A 17,902-nucleotide genomic window follows, 5' to 3' on the forward strand; every position below is an offset into this window, starting at 1 on the left:
GTTTACCTCCCCAGCTTAGATTGGAGTTCTTCTATCTGTGCCTCGAGCTCCTCCTTGGAGGGAAGAACCCTCAGCCTGTTTTCCAGCTGAACCTTCTCATCTTCCAGCTGGCTTATCTGCCTCTGAAGCTGGGCTATCTGCGCTCTCACCGCATCCTTTTCCACTTTGCACTCTGCAAGTTTCTGCTGAAGGCGAACGTTTTCCTCCTTTAACCTCTTCACTTTAACAGGAAGAGGCTCTTTTTTCGACGCTGCCTCCGGTTTGCAGGCGCATATGTCGGCCTTGGCTGCAACGGGAGCAGCTGCAAAGCAGAGAGCAAGTGTGCCTAAAATGAGCCGTTTCATTGCTCCTCCCTTATACTTTAATTTTTCTAAATAAAAACTTACCGGTGCCCCTCTCTAAATGTTAGCAAATTAACCGTTCTTCCAGTTTCTCTTCTCAAGCATGTAATATAGCACCGGAATAACTACAAGAGTCAGCGTTGTCGATGCAAAAACGCCAAACAGGAGCGATATTGCCAGCCCCTGGAATATCGGGTCCAGCAGAATAACCGCTGCACCAACTATCGCAGCGGCGGCCGTCAGAACTATCGGACGGAACCTGACGGCTCCCGCTTCTATTATGGAGTCCTTCAGAGGGGCACCCTCTTTCTTCCTCATCAGGATAAAGTCTACGAGAATTATGGAGTTCCTTACAACAATACCGGCAAGTGCGATGAAACCTATCATAGAGGTTGCCGTAAAGTAGGCAGTCTTGCCCAGGATTTTGCTCATAATCCAGTGGCCCGGAATGATTCCTATCATTGTGAGCGGTATCGGAGCCATGATAATCATCGGGATGATAAACGACTGGAACTGCCCCACTATGAGTAGGTAGATGAGTATGAGAGCAACGATAAACGCCGCACCCATATCCCTGAATGTTTCGTAGGTTATCTGCCACTCTCCGTCCCACTTCATCATCGGCTTGAAGTCGTCTTTGGGCATTGAAGGCGGCAGGAACGAGTACTGGAGCTTGTAGCCGTCGGGCAGCGGGTGCTCGGAGAGGTACTTGTTTATCTCGAGTATCGGGTAGATGGGAGCTTCGTACTTGCCGGCTACGTTGGCAATTACGTAGGAAACGGGATGGAGGTTCTTGTGGTAAATAGTTTTGTCTGCCAGAACCTTCTTGATAGTTACAAGCTCCCTCAGCGGAATGAGCTTACCCTGTTTGTTCATTACGGTAAGGTCGAGAACTTTCCTTATGTCGTCCCTTTGGGCCCGAGGAAGCCTTACCCATATTGCAACCGGTTCCATGTCGTAGGTTGTGTGTGCTACTGATACGGCTGCTCCCTTTAGGGCTATGCTTATGGTTTTTGAGATTTGGGCCTCTGTAACGCCCGACTCCCTTGCCTTTCTCCGATTGATAACCACTTCGTACTTGTAGTGGTCGGCATCTACAAGGGTGTCAACGTCTACAACGCCGGGTGTTTTCTTGAATATCTCTTCAACCTCTTTTGCAATGCGCCTTCTGACTTTGTCGTCCTTACCGTAGATTTCCGCAACGAGAGTTGCGAGAACGGGCGGTCCGGGGGGAACTTCAACTATCTTCACGTTTGCCCGCGGGTCTACGGCTTTGGCAACGGCCTGAATTTTGGGCCTCTCTTCCTTCGCTATTTCGTGGGACTGCCTCTTCCTCTTGTGCTTATCCACGAGGTTGATTCTTATATCGGCTACGTTTCCGCCTTTACGGAGGTAGTAGTGCCTTACAAGGCCGTTAAAGTCGAACGGAGAGGCCGTTCCTATGTAGCTTTCAAAGTCTGTAACCTCGGGGATTGTCTGTATGTAGTTGGCTATAGCCTTTGTGACCCGGGCTGTCTCCTCCAGAGAGGTGCCCTCGGGCATGTCTATAACCACTTGGAACTCACTCTTGTTGTCGAAGGGAAGCAGCTTTACAACGACCGATTTTGTGTAGAACATCATCACCGAGCCTACCATCAGCAGGCCGACGAAGGCGAGGAAGAGCCACCTTTTCAGTGCGGAGTCGAGGAGCGGACGTATGATTTTGTTGTAGATTCTGTAGGTTCTCGTCTCTTCGAGGACAAACTTCTCCTCTTCTCCGCTCTTCTTTTCCTCTCTCTTGCCCAAGAGGTAGTAGGCCGCCCAGGGTGAGATTACGAAGGCCACGATGAGCGAGAAGAACATTGCAATGGAGGCGTTTACCGGGATAGGCCTCATGTAGGGACCCATGAGACCCCTAACGAAAGCCATCGGGAGCAGTGCGGCTATTACTGTGAAGGTTGCCAGGATTGTCGGGTTTCCAACCTCTGCAACTGCGTAGATTGCCGCCTGTAGCGGGGGCATCTGTTTAAGCTTAAGGTGTCTGTGGATGTTCTCTACAACAACGATGGCGTCGTCAACGAGCAGACCCAGTGTAAAGATGAGAGCAAAGAGTGTAACCCTGTTGAGGGTATATCCGGTGAGCAGGTCTACAAAAAGAGTGAGGGCAAGCGTTGTGGGAATTGCTATGGAGACTATCAGAGCCTCCCTCATTCCGAGGGTAAGGCCGATGAAGACGACAACGGCAGCTATGGCAACGCCCAGGTGGAACATCAACTCTTTGAACTTGTCTTCGGCGGTTTTACCGTAGTTCCTCGTTACGGTCACGTGGACATCGGGCGGAAGCATATGGGCTTTAACGTCGTTTACTTTGTCCAGTATGGCCTGAGCAACGGTTACGGCGTTGGTCCCCTTCTTTTTGGCTATTGCTATGGTCACGGCCGGGAACTGGTTGCCGTGCTCTTTGATGAACTCCTTACTTACCCCCTTGTCCTCGGAATGGGGGCCAAAGCCGATGAAAACGTAGTGGTCGGGGTCTCTGGGACCGTCTACGACCGTTGCTACGTCCTTAAGGTATACGGGTTTACCCTTGTATACCGCAACAACGATGTTCCTGAGGTCGTTTATCGTTTTTATGAACTGACCGGCTTCTACGGGGAATTCTGTGTTGTTCTCGGTAATTTTGCCGGCCGGAAGCTTTGCGTTTGCAGAGCGTATCGCCTGAACTACCTGTAGGAGAGAGAGGTGGTAGTTCTTCAGTTTGTCCCTGTCTATTATCACCTTAAAGTGGCGGGTATCTCCGCCTATAATCCAGGATTTGGAGGTGTTCGGGACCTGTTTAAGTTGCTCGAGGAGCTCCTCTGCATACTTGTGGAGCTCGTAAGGTGTCCTTTTGTCGCTCCAGAGCGTTAGTGTGACTATGGGAACGTCGTCGATGTCTTTGGGTTTTATGAGCGGTTTTAACGCCCCCGGAGGGAGCTTGTCCATGTTGGACATCACTTTGTTGTAGAGTTTAACGAGGGAGTCCTCCATATCCTCGCCTACTTTGAACCTGGCTATGATTAGGGCCATTCCCGGCTTAGATATGGAGTAGACGTAGTCCATACCCTTTATTTCCCAGATGAGCCTCTCAAACGGGGTGGCAACTTTCCTCTCCACTTCTTTGGCAGAGGCTCCCGGGTAGGGAATGAAGATGTCGACCATGGGGACTACGATTTGTGGGTCTTCCTCTTTGGGGGTGAAGATGACCGCTGCAACCCCGATGAGGAGCGAAGCGAGCAGGAAGAGAGGCGTCAGTTTGGATGTTATGAACCTTTTTGCAATGTTTCCCGCTATTCCAAGGTTGAAGTTCTTCATCGTTTACCCCTCTACTCTTGCTCCGTCTACGAGGCTGTTTACTTTTGTAACGGCGATAACCTCTCCGGGTCTGAGGCCCGAGAGGATTACCACTTTATCGCCTATGGTTTCTCCGGTTTTTACCGGTCTCAGGTGGGCTACTCCGTCTTTAACTACGAATACAAACTCGAGGGCTCCCACCCTGTATATTGCCGATTTGGGAACCACAATGGTTTCAACTTTAACTGTTGGAAACTCTACAACTGCGTAGGTTCCGGGAACGGCCTTCAGGCCTTCGGCCGTTACTTTTATGCCGAACTTGTGGGAGACCGGGTCTGCGCTGTGGTCAACTTCTACTACCTTTCCTCTATACGTTTCCCCGGCAACTTTAACCGTTACGGGCGTTCCTACTTTTATCTTGCCGAAGTAGGCGTTGTCTACGTATGCTCTCACTTCCAACGGGTAGGTTCCCAGTTTAAACACCGGGGTTTGGGGGGATACAAGGTTACCCTTGTCTACCAGTTTCTGGAGGACCACTCCGTTTACAGGTGACTTGAGGTATGTGTAGGAGAGGTAGGCCTCTGCCTTTTGAAGGGAGGCTTCAACTTGTTTCTTTTTGGCTTTGAGCTCTTCGAGTTTAGCCTTTATCTGGGCCTCTTTTGCGTTTACTGCCTGAAGGTTGGCTTTTGCGGCTTCGTACTGGGCTTTTACCTCGTCGAACTTCTGTTTTGATACGGCGTCGGCCTCGAGGAGTTTTTTGAACCTGTTGTACGTTTTGAGTGCCAGCTCGTACTGGGCTTGGGCCGCTTTTTTCCGGGCTTTTACTTCTAAGAGGGCTTTGTGGAGCTCTTTGAATGCGGCGTCTATCTCTTTGAGTCCCGCTTTTGCCTTTTCTACGTCGGGTTTAATTGTGGAGCTGTCGATTACTGCAAGAACCTGCCCTTTTTTGACTCTCTCCCCGGCTTTTGCCTTTACCTCTATGAGGTAGCCCGGAACTTTTGGCGAGAGGAGTATCTCTTTTGACGGGATGACGGTTCCAGAGAAGGTGGCGTTGCGGTAAAAGGTCATAACGCCCACCCTTTCCGTTTTAACGCCGGTAACGGTTTTTACTTTTATTGGCTCTGCCTTCTCTTCTGAAGCGCAGGAGCTGAGGGCTAAGAGTATTGAGAGGGCTAAAATAGCTCTCTTTGCCATTTGAAACCTCTCTAACCTGATTTTGGCTGAATCATTATCTTATTAGAATTTAGTATCATGTCAAGGTTGTTACAGGCGGAGGAAGAACTCTACGAAAACGTCGGCGTAGAGTTTGAGCTTCTTCCACTCCTGAGGGGTCGCAAGAATCTCTTCTTTCGAGATTCCTTCCTCTTGAAGCTCGTTTTTATAGGCCTCTATCCACTTCTCTATCCCTTCGGGGGTAACTTCCAGGTGGAACTGTAGGCCAACAACCTGTCTGCCTATTCTGAAGGCCTGGTTCTTGTACATTGCAGATGAGGCGAGCTTAACCGCTCCTTTCGGGAGGTCGAAGGTGTCGCCGTGCCAGTGGAAAACGGTTATGGGGTCTCTGTAGAGGAGCTCAAGCTCCATCTGGGGGTATATGGGCTTCCACCCTATCTCTTTGCCCCACTCTCCCTTGTAGACTTTTCCGCCGAAGGTATCGGCAATGAGCTGGCACCCCAGACATACGCCGAGGAGCTTCTTCCCGGCCCTATAGGCCTGCGCTATCAGCTCCTTCTCCTCTTTCAGGAACGGGTATTTCTCCTCTTCGTATACTCCCATAGGTCCGCCGAGTACAACGAGGATGTCGAACTCCTCTGGGGAGGGGAACTCTCCGTTATAGGCCTCGAACTCTTTACACTCTACTCCCCGCCTCTCAAACAGCTCTTTAAATGAACCGAGGTCTTCGAACTCTATGTTCTTTACGGCCGCCAGTTTCAACTGGTTCCTCCGACAGTTATGCTGGGTATTCTAAGTGTGGGAATGCCATCTGAAACGGGTACGCCCTGACCGTCTTTACCGCAGGTGCCTATCGAGAAGTTGAGGTCGTTTCCTACGGCGTCTATCTCCTTTAATACCTGGGGGCCGTTGCCGATTAGGGACGCCCCCTTAATGGGAACCGTTACCTCTCCGTTCTCTATCAGGTATGCTTCGGAGACTTCGAAGACGAAATCTCCGTTAACCGTGTTAACCTGCCCGCCGCCCATTTTTACAACGAGTATTCCCTTCTCGGTGCTCTTTATTATCTCTTGAGGGTCGCTCTCTCCGGGCGCAACGTAGGTGTTCGTCATTCTCGGTATGGGAACGTGCATGTAGGACTGTCTTCTACCGTTGCCCGTGGGCATACCTCCAGATTTCATAGCTTCAAGGGTGTCGTACATGTACCCTTTAAGGACACCGTTCTCTATGAGGACGTTTTTGCCGGTAGGGGTTCCCTCGTCGTCGTAACCGGAGGAGCCGTACTTGCCTTTCATGAAGCCGTCGTCTACCACCGTTATGAGGGGAGAGGCCACCTCTTCTCCCAGCTTGTTGGCGTAAACCGACAACCCTTGGTTGGCGAGGTCGGCTTCAAGGCCGTGGCCGACCGCTTCGTGAATCATCGTGCCTCCGGCTTGGGAGGAGAGGACAACCGTGAACTTTCCCGAGGGCGCCGGCCTGGCCTTGAGCATGGTAAGCGCCCTTTCGGCCGCCTTGGAGGCTATCTCTTCGGGAGAAACCCTCTCAAAGAGGGAGTAGTCTCCCAGGTGGCCTACGGGCTCGTAGCCGGTTTGGAGCTCTATGCCGTTTGAAGCAACAACGAGGGTGTAGAAAACCACCCTCGGTCTGAGGTCTTCTACTATCTGGCCGGTTGTGTTCACTACAACAACTTCTTGAATCTGGTCCCGTAGAACAACGGTAACCTGCTTTACTCTGTCTCCGTAGGAGCGGGCCTTTTCGTTGGCCCTTTTGAGGAGCTCAACTTTTCTCTCTACCGGTATGTCGAGGTCGTGCCCCTCACATATTTTCTCGTAACGGGGCTCTTTCTCGGTAAAGTCGAGGGTTACCTCTTTTTCTGCCGCTGCGGCTGCGGCAAGGTTCTCTATTACCTCCAGTATCGCCTTCTGCGAGAGTTTGTTTGTAAATCCGTAATAGGTTTTAAAGTTCTTTATAAACCTTATGCCTACGCCTACCTCGATGCCGTTGCTGAGGTTCTCTATTCTGTTCTCCTCGCACTTACCCGAGAAGGTGAAGCGCCTCTCGAAGAAGAGGTCTCCGAAGTCTGCTCCCCTTTTTTTCAGCTCCCTTGCTCCGAACTCTCCCAGTTCTTTGAAGTCCACCATTTTAAAGCCCCCAGTCTCTTAGGTAGAGGAAGTCTTTATCCACTGTGCGCTGGGCAATTTTACAAATAATCGGGAGCTTCCGTTTGTACTGGCTCCTCTTTACCATTGAGAGGACTCTTTCAACTTTCTTCGGCTCGAAGAGTTTTTTAAGCTCTGCGGAGCTCAGCCGTAGGTCTACGTACCCTATGAGTATCTGGTCCAGCTCCCTGTAGGTGAGTCCGATTTCCCCTTCGTCTGTTTGGCCCGGCCAGAGGTCGGCCGACGGTTTCTTTTTAACTATTCGCTCGGGAACGCCCGTAAACTCGGCAAGCTGCCACACTTGGGTTTTGTATAGGTCCCCTAATGGGTTAACGTCGTGGGCACTGTCTCCCCACCTGGTTGAGTACCCTATGAGCAGCTCGCTTTTGTTGCTCGTTCCTATTACCAAGGCCCCTTTCCAGTGGGCGAAGTCGTAGAGGATGCTCATCCTCTCGCGGGCCATTTTGTTGCCTTTCCTTACGGGGTCGGCCTCTTGAAACCTGCTGTAGTAGGCGTCTATCTGGGGAGTTATGTCTATCTCGTGGAACTCTATGCCGAGAACCTGGGCTACGAGTTTTGCGTCTTCCCTCGATGAGGGGGAAGAGGTTCTGTATGGCATGGAGATGCCTATTACGTTGTTGTTCCCGAGGGCCTTTACTGCGAGAAACGCTGCCAGGGAGGAGTCTACTCCTCCCGAGAGGCCCACAACTGCCTTGGAGAAGCCGGCCTTTTGAAGCTCTTCCCTTATGAATCCGGCCAGAACCGACTCTATAAACGCCGGGTCTTTAAGCTTCAGGAGTTCAGAAATTTTCTCTCTCATTGAGAGCTCTCCTCAGGTTCTCTAAGGTTAAAAGGGGCTTTTCGTCCCTCAGGAGCGGAAGGCTTATCCGTGCAGCCCTAACGGCCTCGTCTTTAACCTCTCCGTAGATGAGTTCCTCTTGGAAGGGGGAGGCCTGAGCCTCTACTTCTCCGAAGGGGTTGCAGATGAAAGAACAGCCGGAGAAGGTGAAGCCGTCTTCACACCCGACCCTGTTTGCGTAGATGAAGTAGCTACCGGTCATCCTTGAGTAGAACTCGCCCATGTTGAGCCAGACTTCGGCGTTTCCGAACATTTCCTTCTCCCTGTAGCCCCTTCCGGGGCTTGCGGAGAGGGCGAAGATTGTTGAGGCCCCTTGAATGAAGGCGAGGTAAACGGTAGACATGTGCCACAGGTCTTCACAGATGAGGGTTACGCTCTTTCCGGCTAAAGAGCTGAAAACCTCTACCCGATTGCCTGCCGCTGTAAAGCGGCCTTCGTCGAACATTCCGTAGGTGGGAAGGTAGACCTTTCTGTGGACGTGTTTTATCGCCCCTCCCTCTATGTAAAGGGCCGAGTTGTAGAAGAGGTGTTCGGAGCTCTCTTCTATCAACCCTACTATCAGGGCTATCTCCCTGCTCAGCTCGATTAAGGGGGTGAGCCTCGGGTCGCTAAGCCTTACCGCAACTTCGAAGGTGAGGTCTTGGAGGTTGTAGCCGGTAAGGTTGAGCTCGGGGAAGAGGCAGAGCTTCGCCCCCCTTCCCTTGGCCTCTCGGGCCATCTCCACCGTTTTCCTGATGTTCTCTTCCAGCTCTCCGAGCTTAGAGCGAAACTGGGCAACGGCAACTCTCATCTCTACCACCTTACAGTGAGCCTGAACGACGTTTTTAAAGTGCCTCCGCTTCCCAGGCCCCTGAAGAGTTTAAACCTAATGATACCATCAGCCAGCTTGGCCCAAAACGCCGTAAGCGATACACCCACCGAGGTCAGGAGCTTCTCGGGGGAGTTGTTTGCACCCACCCCCGCCTGCAAGGTGGGCTCGGCGTAAACGGACCTGTCTATGACCGGGAACCTGTAGCTTACCGTTCCAAGGAGGTAGCGCTTGAAGCTCTTAGCCTCTCCTCTGTAGCCTTCTATAGGAACGGAGAGCTTGTAGCCGGTTCCCGAAAAGCCCACTTTCGTAGCACCTACCAGGCTGTAGTTGAAGGTTCTTGTCCCTTTTAAGTGGAAACTTTTGAAGTGCCCTGCCGAAACGGCGCCTGTTGTTAAATCGGAGATTACGGGCGCTGCGTAGCTTACAGATACCCAACTCCTGCTTCCCACGGTGTAGTAAACCATATCCGTTGTTCTGTCTAACTCGTAACTGCCGTTTAAGTAGTAGATTCGCTTATCGGATAGGAGCGAGTTGTAGAAGGTAAACGTTGGTGAAACTCCGAAGGAGAACTTGTGGACCTTTGTAGGGTCTAAGTAGAAAAGGGCGGAGACCGGCGTTGAAATGGTTTCCACCCTGGTTTTCCCGAGCTCTCTACCTGTGTCTACAACGGTTACAACGCTTGAACTCCTGTAAACCCCGGCATCGAAGGTAACGTTCTCTGCCACCCTGTAGAGTCTTACCTTTACAAACTGGCTGTCGCTTTCATCTTGGGTGTTGAACCACTTTGTAAACCCTACAAAGAGCCTGTTGCCCATTCCCAGCAGGTTGTAGTCCCTAATCTCCAGCCCCGCCCTGTAGGAGCCGTCGCTCTTTAACCTGAACCTGGGCAGGGGAACCACGGGGAACTTCTCCTTAACCCTGATAACCACAACCACGCCGCCCTTTTCCCTTAAAACCTCGGCTTTTACACTGTAGAAAAGGTGGGTGTTAAGCAGGTTCCTTATAGACTCCTTCAGTTTCTTCTCGGAGAAGGGCTCACCGGGCCTTAGGAGGAGCTCCCTGAGGACGAACTCCTTTTTAGTCCAGCGCAGGCCCACCACCTTAATCGCCTTTACCACCGGGGCGTGGGCAGCGTAGGCGCCTGTTGCGGCCAGAACCGCTAAGAGGGGCACGGCCCGTCTCATTGTTTCCTCGTAAAGAAGAAGAGGAGGAACGAAAGTAGCGACAGTAGCAGGCTTACAAGGAGGCTCGTTGTAATCGGGAAGTAGAAGACGAAGTTATCCTTCTTTATGTAGATATCTCCCGGCAGCCTCCCTAAGGGAATTCCCGAGCTTCCCAGCTTTGCAACTACAATCAGAACGATACCGAACGCAACAAGCGTAACGCCCACAAATATCAGCAGCTTTCCTATCTCTTCCACCATCAGCTTAACCTCCTTATCAGCTCCGGTAGTACAACGGTCAAATCCACAGTAAGCGCAAAGAGCCCCACCGACAGAACCGCCGCAGCAGCAGCGTCCTTTGCCAGTTTGGCACTCGGTTTAAACTCGCTCGTGGCCGTATCTACGGCCCGCTCAACTGCGGTGTTCAGGAGCTCTACAACGAGAACCGAGAAGTTTATGAACCCCACCAAAATGGCCGTGCAGCCGTTTAAGACCGCCAGAGAAACGGCGGTTCCCGTTAGGCTTAGAGCGAGGTTAATCCTGAAGTGGACATCCTCGCGGAAGGCGCCCAGAAAGCCCTCAACTGCGAACCCTATCCCCTTTATCACTCCCTTTACCGTTTTCGTCATCGGGGTACTCTATACGGTTGTGGTATATACCCGACAGAACCTTCTTAAACACCTTCTCTATAAGGCTTATGTCCTTTAAAGATAGACCGCTCTGGTTTAGCTGGCCCTCCTCTACAAGCTCCATTATCAGCTTATGGATAACCTTCCCCAGGTCGAGCTCCTTGTCCTTCATAGACCTTACTGCCGCCTCAACGGTATCTGCCATCATTACTATCCCCGACTCTTTAAACTGGGGCTTTGGGCCGGGGTAGCGGTAAATTTTTTCGTTCACCTTGTTGCCGTACAGCTCCTTGGCCTTGTGGTAGAAGTACTTCATCAGCTTCGTTCCGTGGTGCTGGCGGATTATCTCTATGACCTTTTCGGGCAGTTTGTACTTCCTGCCGAGCTCCTCCCCGTACTCCACGTGGGAGCGCAGTATTGCCGCGCTCTTTTCCGGTGGGAGCTTGTCGTGGATGTTTACTCCCGTCTGGTTCTCTATGAAGGCCTGTGGGTTTTTCAGCTTCCCTATGTCGTGGAACAGGCCTCCGGCCTTTGCAAGCAGGGCGTTTGCTCCTATCGCCTCTGCGGCTGCCTCTGCGAGGGTTGCAACCATAACCGAGTGGCTGTAGGTTCCCGGAGCCTTCAGAATCAGCTTCCTCAGTAAGGGGTGGTTGAGGTTTATCAGCTCCATGTAGACTATATCGGTTGTGAAGTTAAACAGGTTGATAATCAGCGGGCTCAGGCCGTTAACTACAACGGCGGTTATTACGGCGCCGATGGCTGTGAGTGCCAGCTGGACCGGCAGCTGAACTTTTACGGCAAAGCCGAAGTAGTAAATGTAGAGGAGGGACTGGGCTAGCGCGGTTACTACCATGCCCTTAAGGGCACTTTTGTAGATAACCTCCCGACTCTTGAACTTCCTTGAGTCGAAAGCTGCAAAAACCGAGCCTACGATTACCGGGATTATCAGGAGCTCCGGCCTTGAGAGGTTGAAGCCCGAAAGGAGTGCAACCGGTATCGAGTGGAGAACTGCAACTTTTTTGTTTATGAACATGGAGGCGAAAACCACCGATGTAACAACCGGAACGTATATGAGGCTTTCGTTTACCGGAAGGTTCAGGCTCTCTACGATTAGCTTCGCCAGGTAGGTGAAGAGTTTTATTAGGAATATGTCGAGTGTAATTGCCGAGAGAGAAAAGAGGATGTTTTTGAACTCTGCTGCAGAGGGGCTGATTATCCTGTAGAGCCTGAGAACCGAGTAGTAGAGCAGCAGCGTCAGCAGGAATATGGAGATGTACTTGTTGAGGCTCTTGCCTTTACTCTTTGCCTCCTGGAGGAGCTTCAGCTTCTCTGCTGCCTCGGGGGTTACCTTCTCCCCCTTTTTTACTATCACCTCCCCCTTTTGAACCTCAACGAGAACCGGCTTAACGCTTGAGCGGGCCTTTTCCCACAGCTTTTCCGTTTCCGTCTTGTTGAAAACGAAGTTGGGGGAAAGGTGAACCTTTCCTACAACCTCTCGGGCCACTTTCTTGCCCAGGAGCTTCTCCACGTCTTCCTTGAAGAGCTCCTCCGCCTGCTTCTGGCTTAAAAAGGCGTTCAGGGGCATCTGCTTCAGCTTTCCCCCTTTCTCAACCTCTACCTGGGAGTACCCTTTGGGAACCTCGGAGATGATTCCCCGCTGGTAGTAGGAGGTGATTATCCCCTTTAGGAGCTCCTTCTGGTGCTTGTTGAGCAACTGGAGCCCTTCAACCTCTTTCAGGGCCTTTGTGAAGCTCTCGGGGGTGTACTTTACTCTCGGCAGAACCCGTTTAACAGCCTCTTCCCTTGCCCTCTCTGTGGCCTCTTTATCCACCAGAACTGCAGAGACGGGTGAGCGAACGTCTACCGGGCTCACCTGACCCGGCTTGAGGGCGGGAACGTTAACGAAGCTGAAGGGGAGCAGCAAAAAGGTGACTATTACACTTGCAAGGAGAACGAGGCCGTATTTAAAGAGGCTATCCCTCTTTTCCTGCTTCAAACTCTTCATAGGCTCTGATAATCTCCTGAACCAGTCGGTGTCTTACAACGTCCTCTCGGCTGAACTGCACAATCTCTATGCCTTCAATCCCTTTGAGTATCTTGAGGGCCTCTACGAGCCCGGAGCGCTCCTTAGACGGAAGGTCAATTTGGGTCACGTCGCCCGTTATGACAACCTTTGAGCCGAAGCCCAGCCTCGTGAGGAACATCTTCATCTGCTCCCTTGTTGTGTTCTGGGCCTCGTCTAAAATGATGAAGGCGTCGTTGAGGGTTCTTCCCCTCATGTAGGCCAGCGGTGCAATCTCGAACACGTTCCTCTCAAGGTAGGAGTTGACCTTCTCGGGCTCTATCATCTCGAAGAGGGCGTCGTACAGGGGCTTCAGGTAGGGGTCTATCTTCTCCTGGAGGGTTCCGGGCAGAAAGCCCAGCTTCTCTCCGGCTTCAACTGCCGGTCGTGTGAGGATTATCCTGTTCACGAGCCCCTTCCTGAAGTAGCTCACCGCCATGGCAACGGCCAGATAGGTTTTACCGGTTCCGGCCGGGCCCACCCCGAAAACCACGTCGTTCTTCTCTATGGCCTCCACGTAGCGCTTCTGGGTGGGAGTTTTGGCGATTATCTTCTTACCCCGGTAGGTCTTAACGATTACCTGGGATTGGGACTCTTTAACTTTTGACTCCCTGTGGGCCGACAGCTGGGTGAGGTACATGTCAACGTCGCTCTTTGTGAGCTTGTGGCCCGACTTTACCAGCCCCTCCAGCTCTTTGAGGAACTGCCTTGCTTTCTCTTCGTCTTCGGAGCTTCCGTTTATCATTATCTCGTTTCCGCGGGAGCCCAGCTTCAGGTTGAGTATCTGGCCGAGCTTCCGCAGGTTCTCCTCGTGGTGGCCTACAATCGTGTAGAAGTCTTCCGGTTCAAGCTCCAGTATTACCTTTATCAACTCTCCTCCTTGGGAAGGTTTGGTCTCTCTATCTCCACCTTCAGGCTGTTTCTAAACCAAACGTCGTTCTGCGGGAACGGAATCTCAACCCCCGCCTCTTTCAGTTTATACCAAGCCCTGAAGTAGAAGTCGCTGATTATGTTCCTGACCCACATATCCTTTCTTACGTCTATCCAGAATATCGCCCTGAAGATTAGGGCACTGTCTCCCAGCTCCTCGAACCTTACCATTTTCGGCAGGAACCTGACGGTGTAGGGAAGCTCCTCTATCACCTCTTCGAGTAGCCTCTTCACCTCTTTCGGGTCGGAGGAGTAGGCAACCCCTACGGGTATCTTGAGCCTCACGTACGGGTCTTTGAGGGAGAAGTTGACTATCGGGGAGCTTATGAACGATGAGTTGGGAATCGATATCTCCACCCCGTCGTTTGTCCTGATGATTGTTGAGAGTATCCCTATGTCTTCAACTTTGCCGAAAACGCTGGGGCTGGTGCTTCCAAGCGTGGAAACCGACACCGACGGTAGCTCGACTATGTCTCCCACTTTAAGCTTCTTGCTGAACAGTAGGATGAAGCCGCTGACGTAGTTGTTCATTATGGTCTGAAGGCCAAAGCCCAGTCCGACTCCCAAGGTTCCCGCAATCGGCAGTATCACCTTCCAGGTGATTCCTAAGGTAGAGAGCAGTATTATGGAGTTAAACAGAACCCCCAGGTTGAAGATGAGTGCCTCTGCCGAGCCCCCTTCAACCTCCCTGCGCTCCTTCGGGAATGTGAGTTTTATCAGTTTCTTCACTATGTTGAGCAGGTTGAAGAGTATAACGGCGAGGGTGCCGAAGGTTATTATGTTCCCCACCGATATCTTTACCAAGTCTGTTTTTATCAGGTAGGCGTTCTCCAGCTTGTCAAAGAGGGAGCCGAGGTTTGAAAAGCCCGAAAGGAGCTTCACCAGGAGTATCAGGTAGAGAACCGTCAGGAGGCTTTTGAGGTTGTTCTCTACCACTTTTGAGTCCTGCTGGGGAAGCTCTTTGCAGACCCTTTTTACGAGCTCCGGTATCCCCTTTGAGTAGGCGAAGGTGAAAACGGCGGTGAGGAAGACGATGATTGCTATTCCGATGAGGGTTTTGAAGTTGAAGTTCAGGTAGTTTACTTCCCACAGGCCGAAGAGCAGGAGCATGGCCGTTGTACTGCTTAGCCTGAAAATCCTTGCGACGAACTCGTTTTTAAGGGTCTCTCCAATCTCCCAGACTACCGCCGTGGCTCCGAGGAAGATGAAGAGCTTCTTCAGCCTAACGCTCCACACCAACACCTGGGCGTTCTGAACCGGCGGGAATAGGAAGAAGAGAGAGAGCAGGTATGCCACTATGAAGGCCAAGTAGGGCAGGAGCTTCTTCCTTCCCCGTTTGCCGGTTAGCAGGTGAACCGCCCGGGTAAGGTGCAGGGCCGCAACCAGAATGGCCGTGTTCCGCAGGAGCTCCCTGAAGACCCACTCCTTGTAGTAGTCCGACAGCTGCCAGCCCGCCCCAAACAGCGCCAGCGACACCACCGTTATAACGGCTGCATCTGCAACGAGCCGCTCTTTAAGCCTTGTTACAACCAGTCGGCGCACAAGGAGCTCCAGCCCCAGAGCTCCAACAACGAGCAAAATGAACAGCAGGAAGGGGGCGTGCTCTCTGAGAAAGAGCGGCAGCTGGCTACTCAACGGTCACCTCCGAGTAGCCGTTTACCATTCTCACTTTAATCGTTTGGTCTGCAACAACTTCAAGTTCGGGGTCGTGGGTTATTACAACCATTTGGGGTATGGAGTTTTTCAGCTTCATCAGGAGCTCTGTAAGGGCCGTTCTCCTGGGCTGGTCCAGGTGGACTGTGGGCTCGTCGAGGACTAAGAGCTCCATCTTTTGGTTAAACTGCTTAGCCATTGCAAACCTTAGGGCCAGGGCGAAGGCTATCTGCTGGCCCCCCGACAGCTGCTCTAAGGTTAGTGTTCCCCTGCCGGGTACTCCGAAGGAGACTGTAAAGTCTTCGTCTATCTCCACTTCGCTGAAGTCGAAGTCGAAGGCCGCAAAGAGCTCTTTACACTGCTGGGCAACTTGGGGCAGAAGCTCCCTCCTTACCCTCTGGAGGAAGCCCCTTTCGGGGTGGAAGCTCCTCTCCTGTATCTCAAGGAGGGAGACGGCGTCCTTCAGCTTCGATGCACACTGTTTTTCAACTTCCAGCCTCTTGAGCTCTTCCCTTATTGCCCCTATCTGCCTGCGGAGCTCCTCTATCTCCCCTTTGAGCTTTGAGGCCTCCTCTATGAGGCTTCTGATTCTCCTCTCTCCGTCCTCTTCCTCCTTCTGGAGCTTCCGGAGCTTATCCCTCACCGGGTTCAGAGCTTTAAGCTCTTGGGAGAGCTCTCGCTCTTTTTCCTTAAAGCTCTTTAACTCTTGTTCAAGGCGGTTTAGCTCTTCCCGTATCCGCTCCTTTTCTGATAGCGCTCCCTTTATCTTCTCCAGCTCCCTTGCGCTCTTTTCGAGCTCTCTGATTCTGGCCTCTACCTGCTCTCTCTTCTTGAGCTCGGGGGCCACTCTGTCCCTGATTTCCCCTGCCCTTTTTAAGAGCTCCTCCTTCTCCCTCTTTGTGGCCTCGAGCTCTTCCTTGAGTTTTTGGAGCTCCTCTTCGGAGAAGCGGGAAGCCTCCTTCTTTAGGGCCTGGAGTCTCTCTTTTAGGGCGCTCAGCTCTTGAACCTCTTTGAGGTTTTCCTCCTCGAGTTTTTTAAACTGTTTTTCCTCCTTTAAGAGCTCCTCTTTAAGCCCGTTTGTCTCCTCTTTTAGCTTTGAGAGTTCCCGGGTTTCTACTTCCAGCTCTTTTATTTGGGCGGCAAGGAGCCTTTTTTCCTCCAGTTTCCTCTGGAGCTCTTTCAGTCTCCTTTTTAGGGCGGGCTCTTCCTGCCGGAGCTCTCTGAGCTCCCTCTCCAGCTGCTCTATCAGGGTAAGGGAGCTGTTTAGCTCTTGCCGGGTCTCCTCTAAGAGCCTCTCTTTTTTCTCCGGCGTCAGTTTGGAGCCGCATATGGGGCAGGCAGACTCGGCCGTTTCAAGGGTTTGGAGCCTCTTTTTCAATAGCTCCACCTGCTCATTCAGGGTGCGGAGTTGAAGCTCTTTCTCCCTTATTGCCCTCTCTACCTCGGAGAGCCTGTTTTGGGTCTGTAGAACCGTTTCTTCGGTTACTTGAGGCAGGGTCTCCCGGAGTTTTCGGAGCCTCTCCTCCGCCTCTTGGAGCTTTTTCAGCTCGGCCTCTTTGGCCGCAAGAGCTTCCCTCTTTTCTTTAAGCCTCTGCTGGGCCTTTTTAATTTTCTCTCTGGAGAGGAGGTTTTTCTCCTGTTGGATTTTGAGTTTCTCTTCAAAATCGGGTATGAGCCGCTTCTTCTCAAGCGCCTCTTCCGCCTGCTCAACATCCCTCTGGAGGGTGCGCTCGCGGTTTTGAAGCTCTCCGGCTCTTAAAAGGAGCTCCCTTATCTCCTTCAGCGGTTCAAGGGCCTTAACCTCCTCTTGGAGTCGGGGAAGCTCTGCCTCCAGCTTTAAAAGCTCCGTTTCCCTTGCCTTCAGCCGTTCAACGCTCTCGGCAAGCCTTTTAACGTTGCTGGAAGCGTTCTTTAGGGATGTTTCGACCCTCAGGAGCTTCTCCTTTTCCGCCTGCAGAGCGCGGAGCTCCTCTTTGATTCCCTCTACTTTTTCGGTTTCGAGCTCTCTCAGCCTTTCAACCCGCTCAAGCTCCCTCTCCTTCTCCTGAAGGCGGAGCTGAAGCTCCCTTAGCCTCTGCCGGCTCTCCTGGTAGTGCTTAACCCTTTCAACAACCAAGTTTAGGGTGTTTTTGAGTTTTTGAAGCTCCTCCTTTATCCGCCTGTGAAGCTCCCCTATCTCCTCCAGGCCCAGTAGCCTGTTCAGAACCTTCCGCCTCTCCTTGGGGGTCCCCTTGAAGAGGTCGAGAATCTCCCCCTGAGGCACGAACACCGTGTTCTTAAACAGGTTACCGTCGAGGCCCAGGTTCTCAAGGAGGTAGGCTTTAACCTGTTTAACGCCCCTTGCTACGAGTCTGCCGTCTTCGTATAGCTCCGCCTCGGAGCTCCTGCGGACGTGGATTCTCCGCTCTAAGGTGTAGAGCTTCCCCTTGTAGAGGAACTCAACCTTTACCTCTGCCGAGTTTGAGGCCCTGTTTATGAGCTCTTCGGCCTTTGCCCTTTTTAGGTCTTCCCCGAACACCCCGAAGAAAACGCCCCGGAGTATAGAGGTCTTCCCGGAGGCGTTCTCGCCGAGAATAACAAAGGCCTGGTCGGTAAAGGGTATCTCCGTGCTCCTATGGGAGAGGAAGTTCTTTAAGCTCAGTCCCCTCAGCCTTATCAAGTTATCTCTTCCCTCTCAAACTCATCGAACTCTTCCGCCCCCTTTACCGCCTTCCTCTCCCCCTCTCTTAAAATAACCGTGAAGCAGAAAACGACAAACCCGAAAACCACCATCCAGGAGAAAACCATAAACAGCAGGGAACTTCCCCTCAT

15 protein-coding genes are annotated in these 17,902 nt (G+C 52.1%); all 15 read right to left on the bottom strand.

The annotated features are described in order from the left end of the window. Positions 1-2: 2 nt before the first annotated feature. The 15 genes from THEAM_RS03820 to THEAM_RS09715 all read right to left on the bottom strand — a co-directional run bounded on the left by THEAM_RS03820 (position 3) and on the right by THEAM_RS09715 (position 17,902). Positions 3-344, bottom strand: coding sequence for a hypothetical protein (locus THEAM_RS03820; protein ID WP_013537505.1), 342 nt, complete (start codon positions 342-344; stop codon positions 3-5). 69 nt (positions 345-413) lie between these two features. Beyond that, a complete protein-coding gene (locus THEAM_RS03825) occupies positions 414-3,674 on the bottom strand; it encodes an efflux RND transporter permease subunit (RefSeq protein ID WP_013537506.1) in 3,261 nt (1,086 codons plus the stop codon). Between the two features lie 3 nt (positions 3,675-3,677). Further along, positions 3,678-4,847 (bottom strand): efflux RND transporter periplasmic adaptor subunit, encoded by a 1,170-nt coding sequence (locus THEAM_RS03830; RefSeq protein WP_013537507.1) that lies wholly within the window; start codon positions 4,845-4,847, stop codon positions 3,678-3,680. 69 nt (positions 4,848-4,916) lie between these two features. Continuing rightward, on the bottom strand, positions 4,917-5,588 hold the full coding sequence (locus THEAM_RS03835) for a GMP synthase (RefSeq protein WP_013537508.1): 672 nt from the start codon (positions 5,586-5,588) through the stop codon (positions 4,917-4,919). Next, positions 5,585-6,967 (bottom strand): TldD/PmbA family protein, encoded by a 1,383-nt coding sequence (locus THEAM_RS03840; RefSeq protein WP_013537509.1) that lies wholly within the window; start codon positions 6,965-6,967, stop codon positions 5,585-5,587. Before THEAM_RS03840 ends, THEAM_RS03835 begins: the two co-directional genes overlap by 4 nt. A gap of 1 nt (position 6,968) precedes the next feature. Then, on the bottom strand, positions 6,969-7,805 hold the full coding sequence (locus tag THEAM_RS03845) for an NAD+ synthase (RefSeq protein WP_013537510.1): 837 nt from the start codon (positions 7,803-7,805) through the stop codon (positions 6,969-6,971). Further along, the gene (locus THEAM_RS03850) at positions 7,786-8,634 is read right to left on the bottom strand and encodes a nitrilase-related carbon-nitrogen hydrolase (RefSeq protein ID WP_013537511.1); all 849 of its coding nucleotides are present in this window, start codon (positions 8,632-8,634) and stop codon (positions 7,786-7,788) included. The genes THEAM_RS03845 and THEAM_RS03850 overlap by 20 nt, the downstream gene beginning before the upstream one ends. Positions 8,635-8,636: 2 nt before the next feature. Then, positions 8,637-9,839, bottom strand: coding sequence for a POTRA domain-containing protein (locus tag THEAM_RS03855; RefSeq protein ID WP_013537512.1), 1,203 nt, complete (start codon positions 9,837-9,839; stop codon positions 8,637-8,639). Further along, positions 9,836-10,078 carry a DUF2905 domain-containing protein gene (locus tag THEAM_RS03860; RefSeq protein ID WP_013537513.1) on the bottom strand — a complete coding sequence of 81 codons (243 nt, stop codon included), beginning with the start codon at positions 10,076-10,078 and terminating at the stop codon, positions 9,836-9,838. The genes THEAM_RS03855 and THEAM_RS03860 overlap by 4 nt, the downstream gene beginning before the upstream one ends. Further along, on the bottom strand, positions 10,078-10,446 hold the full coding sequence (locus THEAM_RS03865; RefSeq protein ID WP_013537514.1) for a diacylglycerol kinase: 369 nt from the start codon (positions 10,444-10,446) through the stop codon (positions 10,078-10,080). Before THEAM_RS03865 ends, THEAM_RS03860 begins: the two co-directional genes overlap by 1 nt. Then, positions 10,397-12,451, bottom strand: a complete 2,055-nt coding sequence (locus tag THEAM_RS03870; protein WP_013537515.1) for an HD family phosphohydrolase — start codon at positions 12,449-12,451, stop codon at positions 10,397-10,399. Before THEAM_RS03870 ends, THEAM_RS03865 begins: the two co-directional genes overlap by 50 nt. Next, entirely contained in the window at positions 12,420-13,379 is a 960-nt protein-coding gene (locus tag THEAM_RS03875) for a PhoH family protein (RefSeq protein WP_013537516.1), read from the bottom strand. The genes THEAM_RS03870 and THEAM_RS03875 overlap by 32 nt, the downstream gene beginning before the upstream one ends. Further along, on the bottom strand, positions 13,376-15,073 hold the full coding sequence (locus THEAM_RS03880; protein ID WP_013537517.1) for a mechanosensitive ion channel family protein: 1,698 nt from the start codon (positions 15,071-15,073) through the stop codon (positions 13,376-13,378). The genes THEAM_RS03875 and THEAM_RS03880 overlap by 4 nt, the downstream gene beginning before the upstream one ends. After that, on the bottom strand, positions 15,066-17,750 hold the full coding sequence (locus THEAM_RS03885; RefSeq protein WP_013537518.1) for an AAA family ATPase: 2,685 nt from the start codon (positions 17,748-17,750) through the stop codon (positions 15,066-15,068). The genes THEAM_RS03880 and THEAM_RS03885 overlap by 8 nt, the downstream gene beginning before the upstream one ends. After that, positions 17,747-17,902, bottom strand: coding sequence for a hypothetical protein (locus THEAM_RS09715; RefSeq protein ID WP_013537519.1), 156 nt, complete (start codon positions 17,900-17,902; stop codon positions 17,747-17,749). The genes THEAM_RS03885 and THEAM_RS09715 overlap by 4 nt, the downstream gene beginning before the upstream one ends.

The organism is Thermovibrio ammonificans HB-1, assembly GCF_000185805.1.
GTDB lineage: Bacteria > Aquificota > Aquificia > Desulfurobacteriales > Desulfurobacteriaceae > Thermovibrio > Thermovibrio ammonificans.

Coding starts and splice junctions, on each gene's coding strand:
- THEAM_RS03820 (WP_013537505.1), bottom strand. CDS start 344: ATGAAACGGCTCATTTTAGGCACACTTGCTCTCTGCTTTGCAGCTGCT.
- THEAM_RS03825 (WP_013537506.1), bottom strand. CDS start 3,674: ATGAAGAACTTCAACCTTGGAATAGCGGGAAACATTGCAAAAAGGTTC.
- THEAM_RS03830 (WP_013537507.1), bottom strand. CDS start 4,847: ATGGCAAAGAGAGCTATTTTAGCCCTCTCAATACTCTTAGCCCTCAGC.
- THEAM_RS03840 (WP_013537509.1), bottom strand. CDS start 6,967: ATGGTGGACTTCAAAGAACTGGGAGAGTTCGGAGCAAGGGAGCTGAAA.
- THEAM_RS03845 (WP_013537510.1), bottom strand. CDS start 7,805: ATGAGAGAGAAAATTTCTGAACTCCTGAAGCTTAAAGACCCGGCGTTT.
- THEAM_RS03850 (WP_013537511.1), bottom strand. CDS start 8,634: ATGAGAGTTGCCGTTGCCCAGTTTCGCTCTAAGCTCGGAGAGCTGGAA.
- THEAM_RS03855 (WP_013537512.1), bottom strand. CDS start 9,839: ATGAGACGGGCCGTGCCCCTCTTAGCGGTTCTGGCCGCAACAGGCGCC.
- THEAM_RS03860 (WP_013537513.1), bottom strand. CDS start 10,078: ATGGTGGAAGAGATAGGAAAGCTGCTGATATTTGTGGGCGTTACGCTT.
- THEAM_RS03865 (WP_013537514.1), bottom strand. CDS start 10,446: ATGACGAAAACGGTAAAGGGAGTGATAAAGGGGATAGGGTTCGCAGTT.
- THEAM_RS03870 (WP_013537515.1), bottom strand. CDS start 12,451: ATGAAGAGTTTGAAGCAGGAAAAGAGGGATAGCCTCTTTAAATACGGC.
- THEAM_RS09715 (WP_013537519.1), bottom strand. CDS start 17,902: ATGAGGGGAAGTTCCCTGCTGTTTATGGTTTTCTCCTGGATGGTGGTT.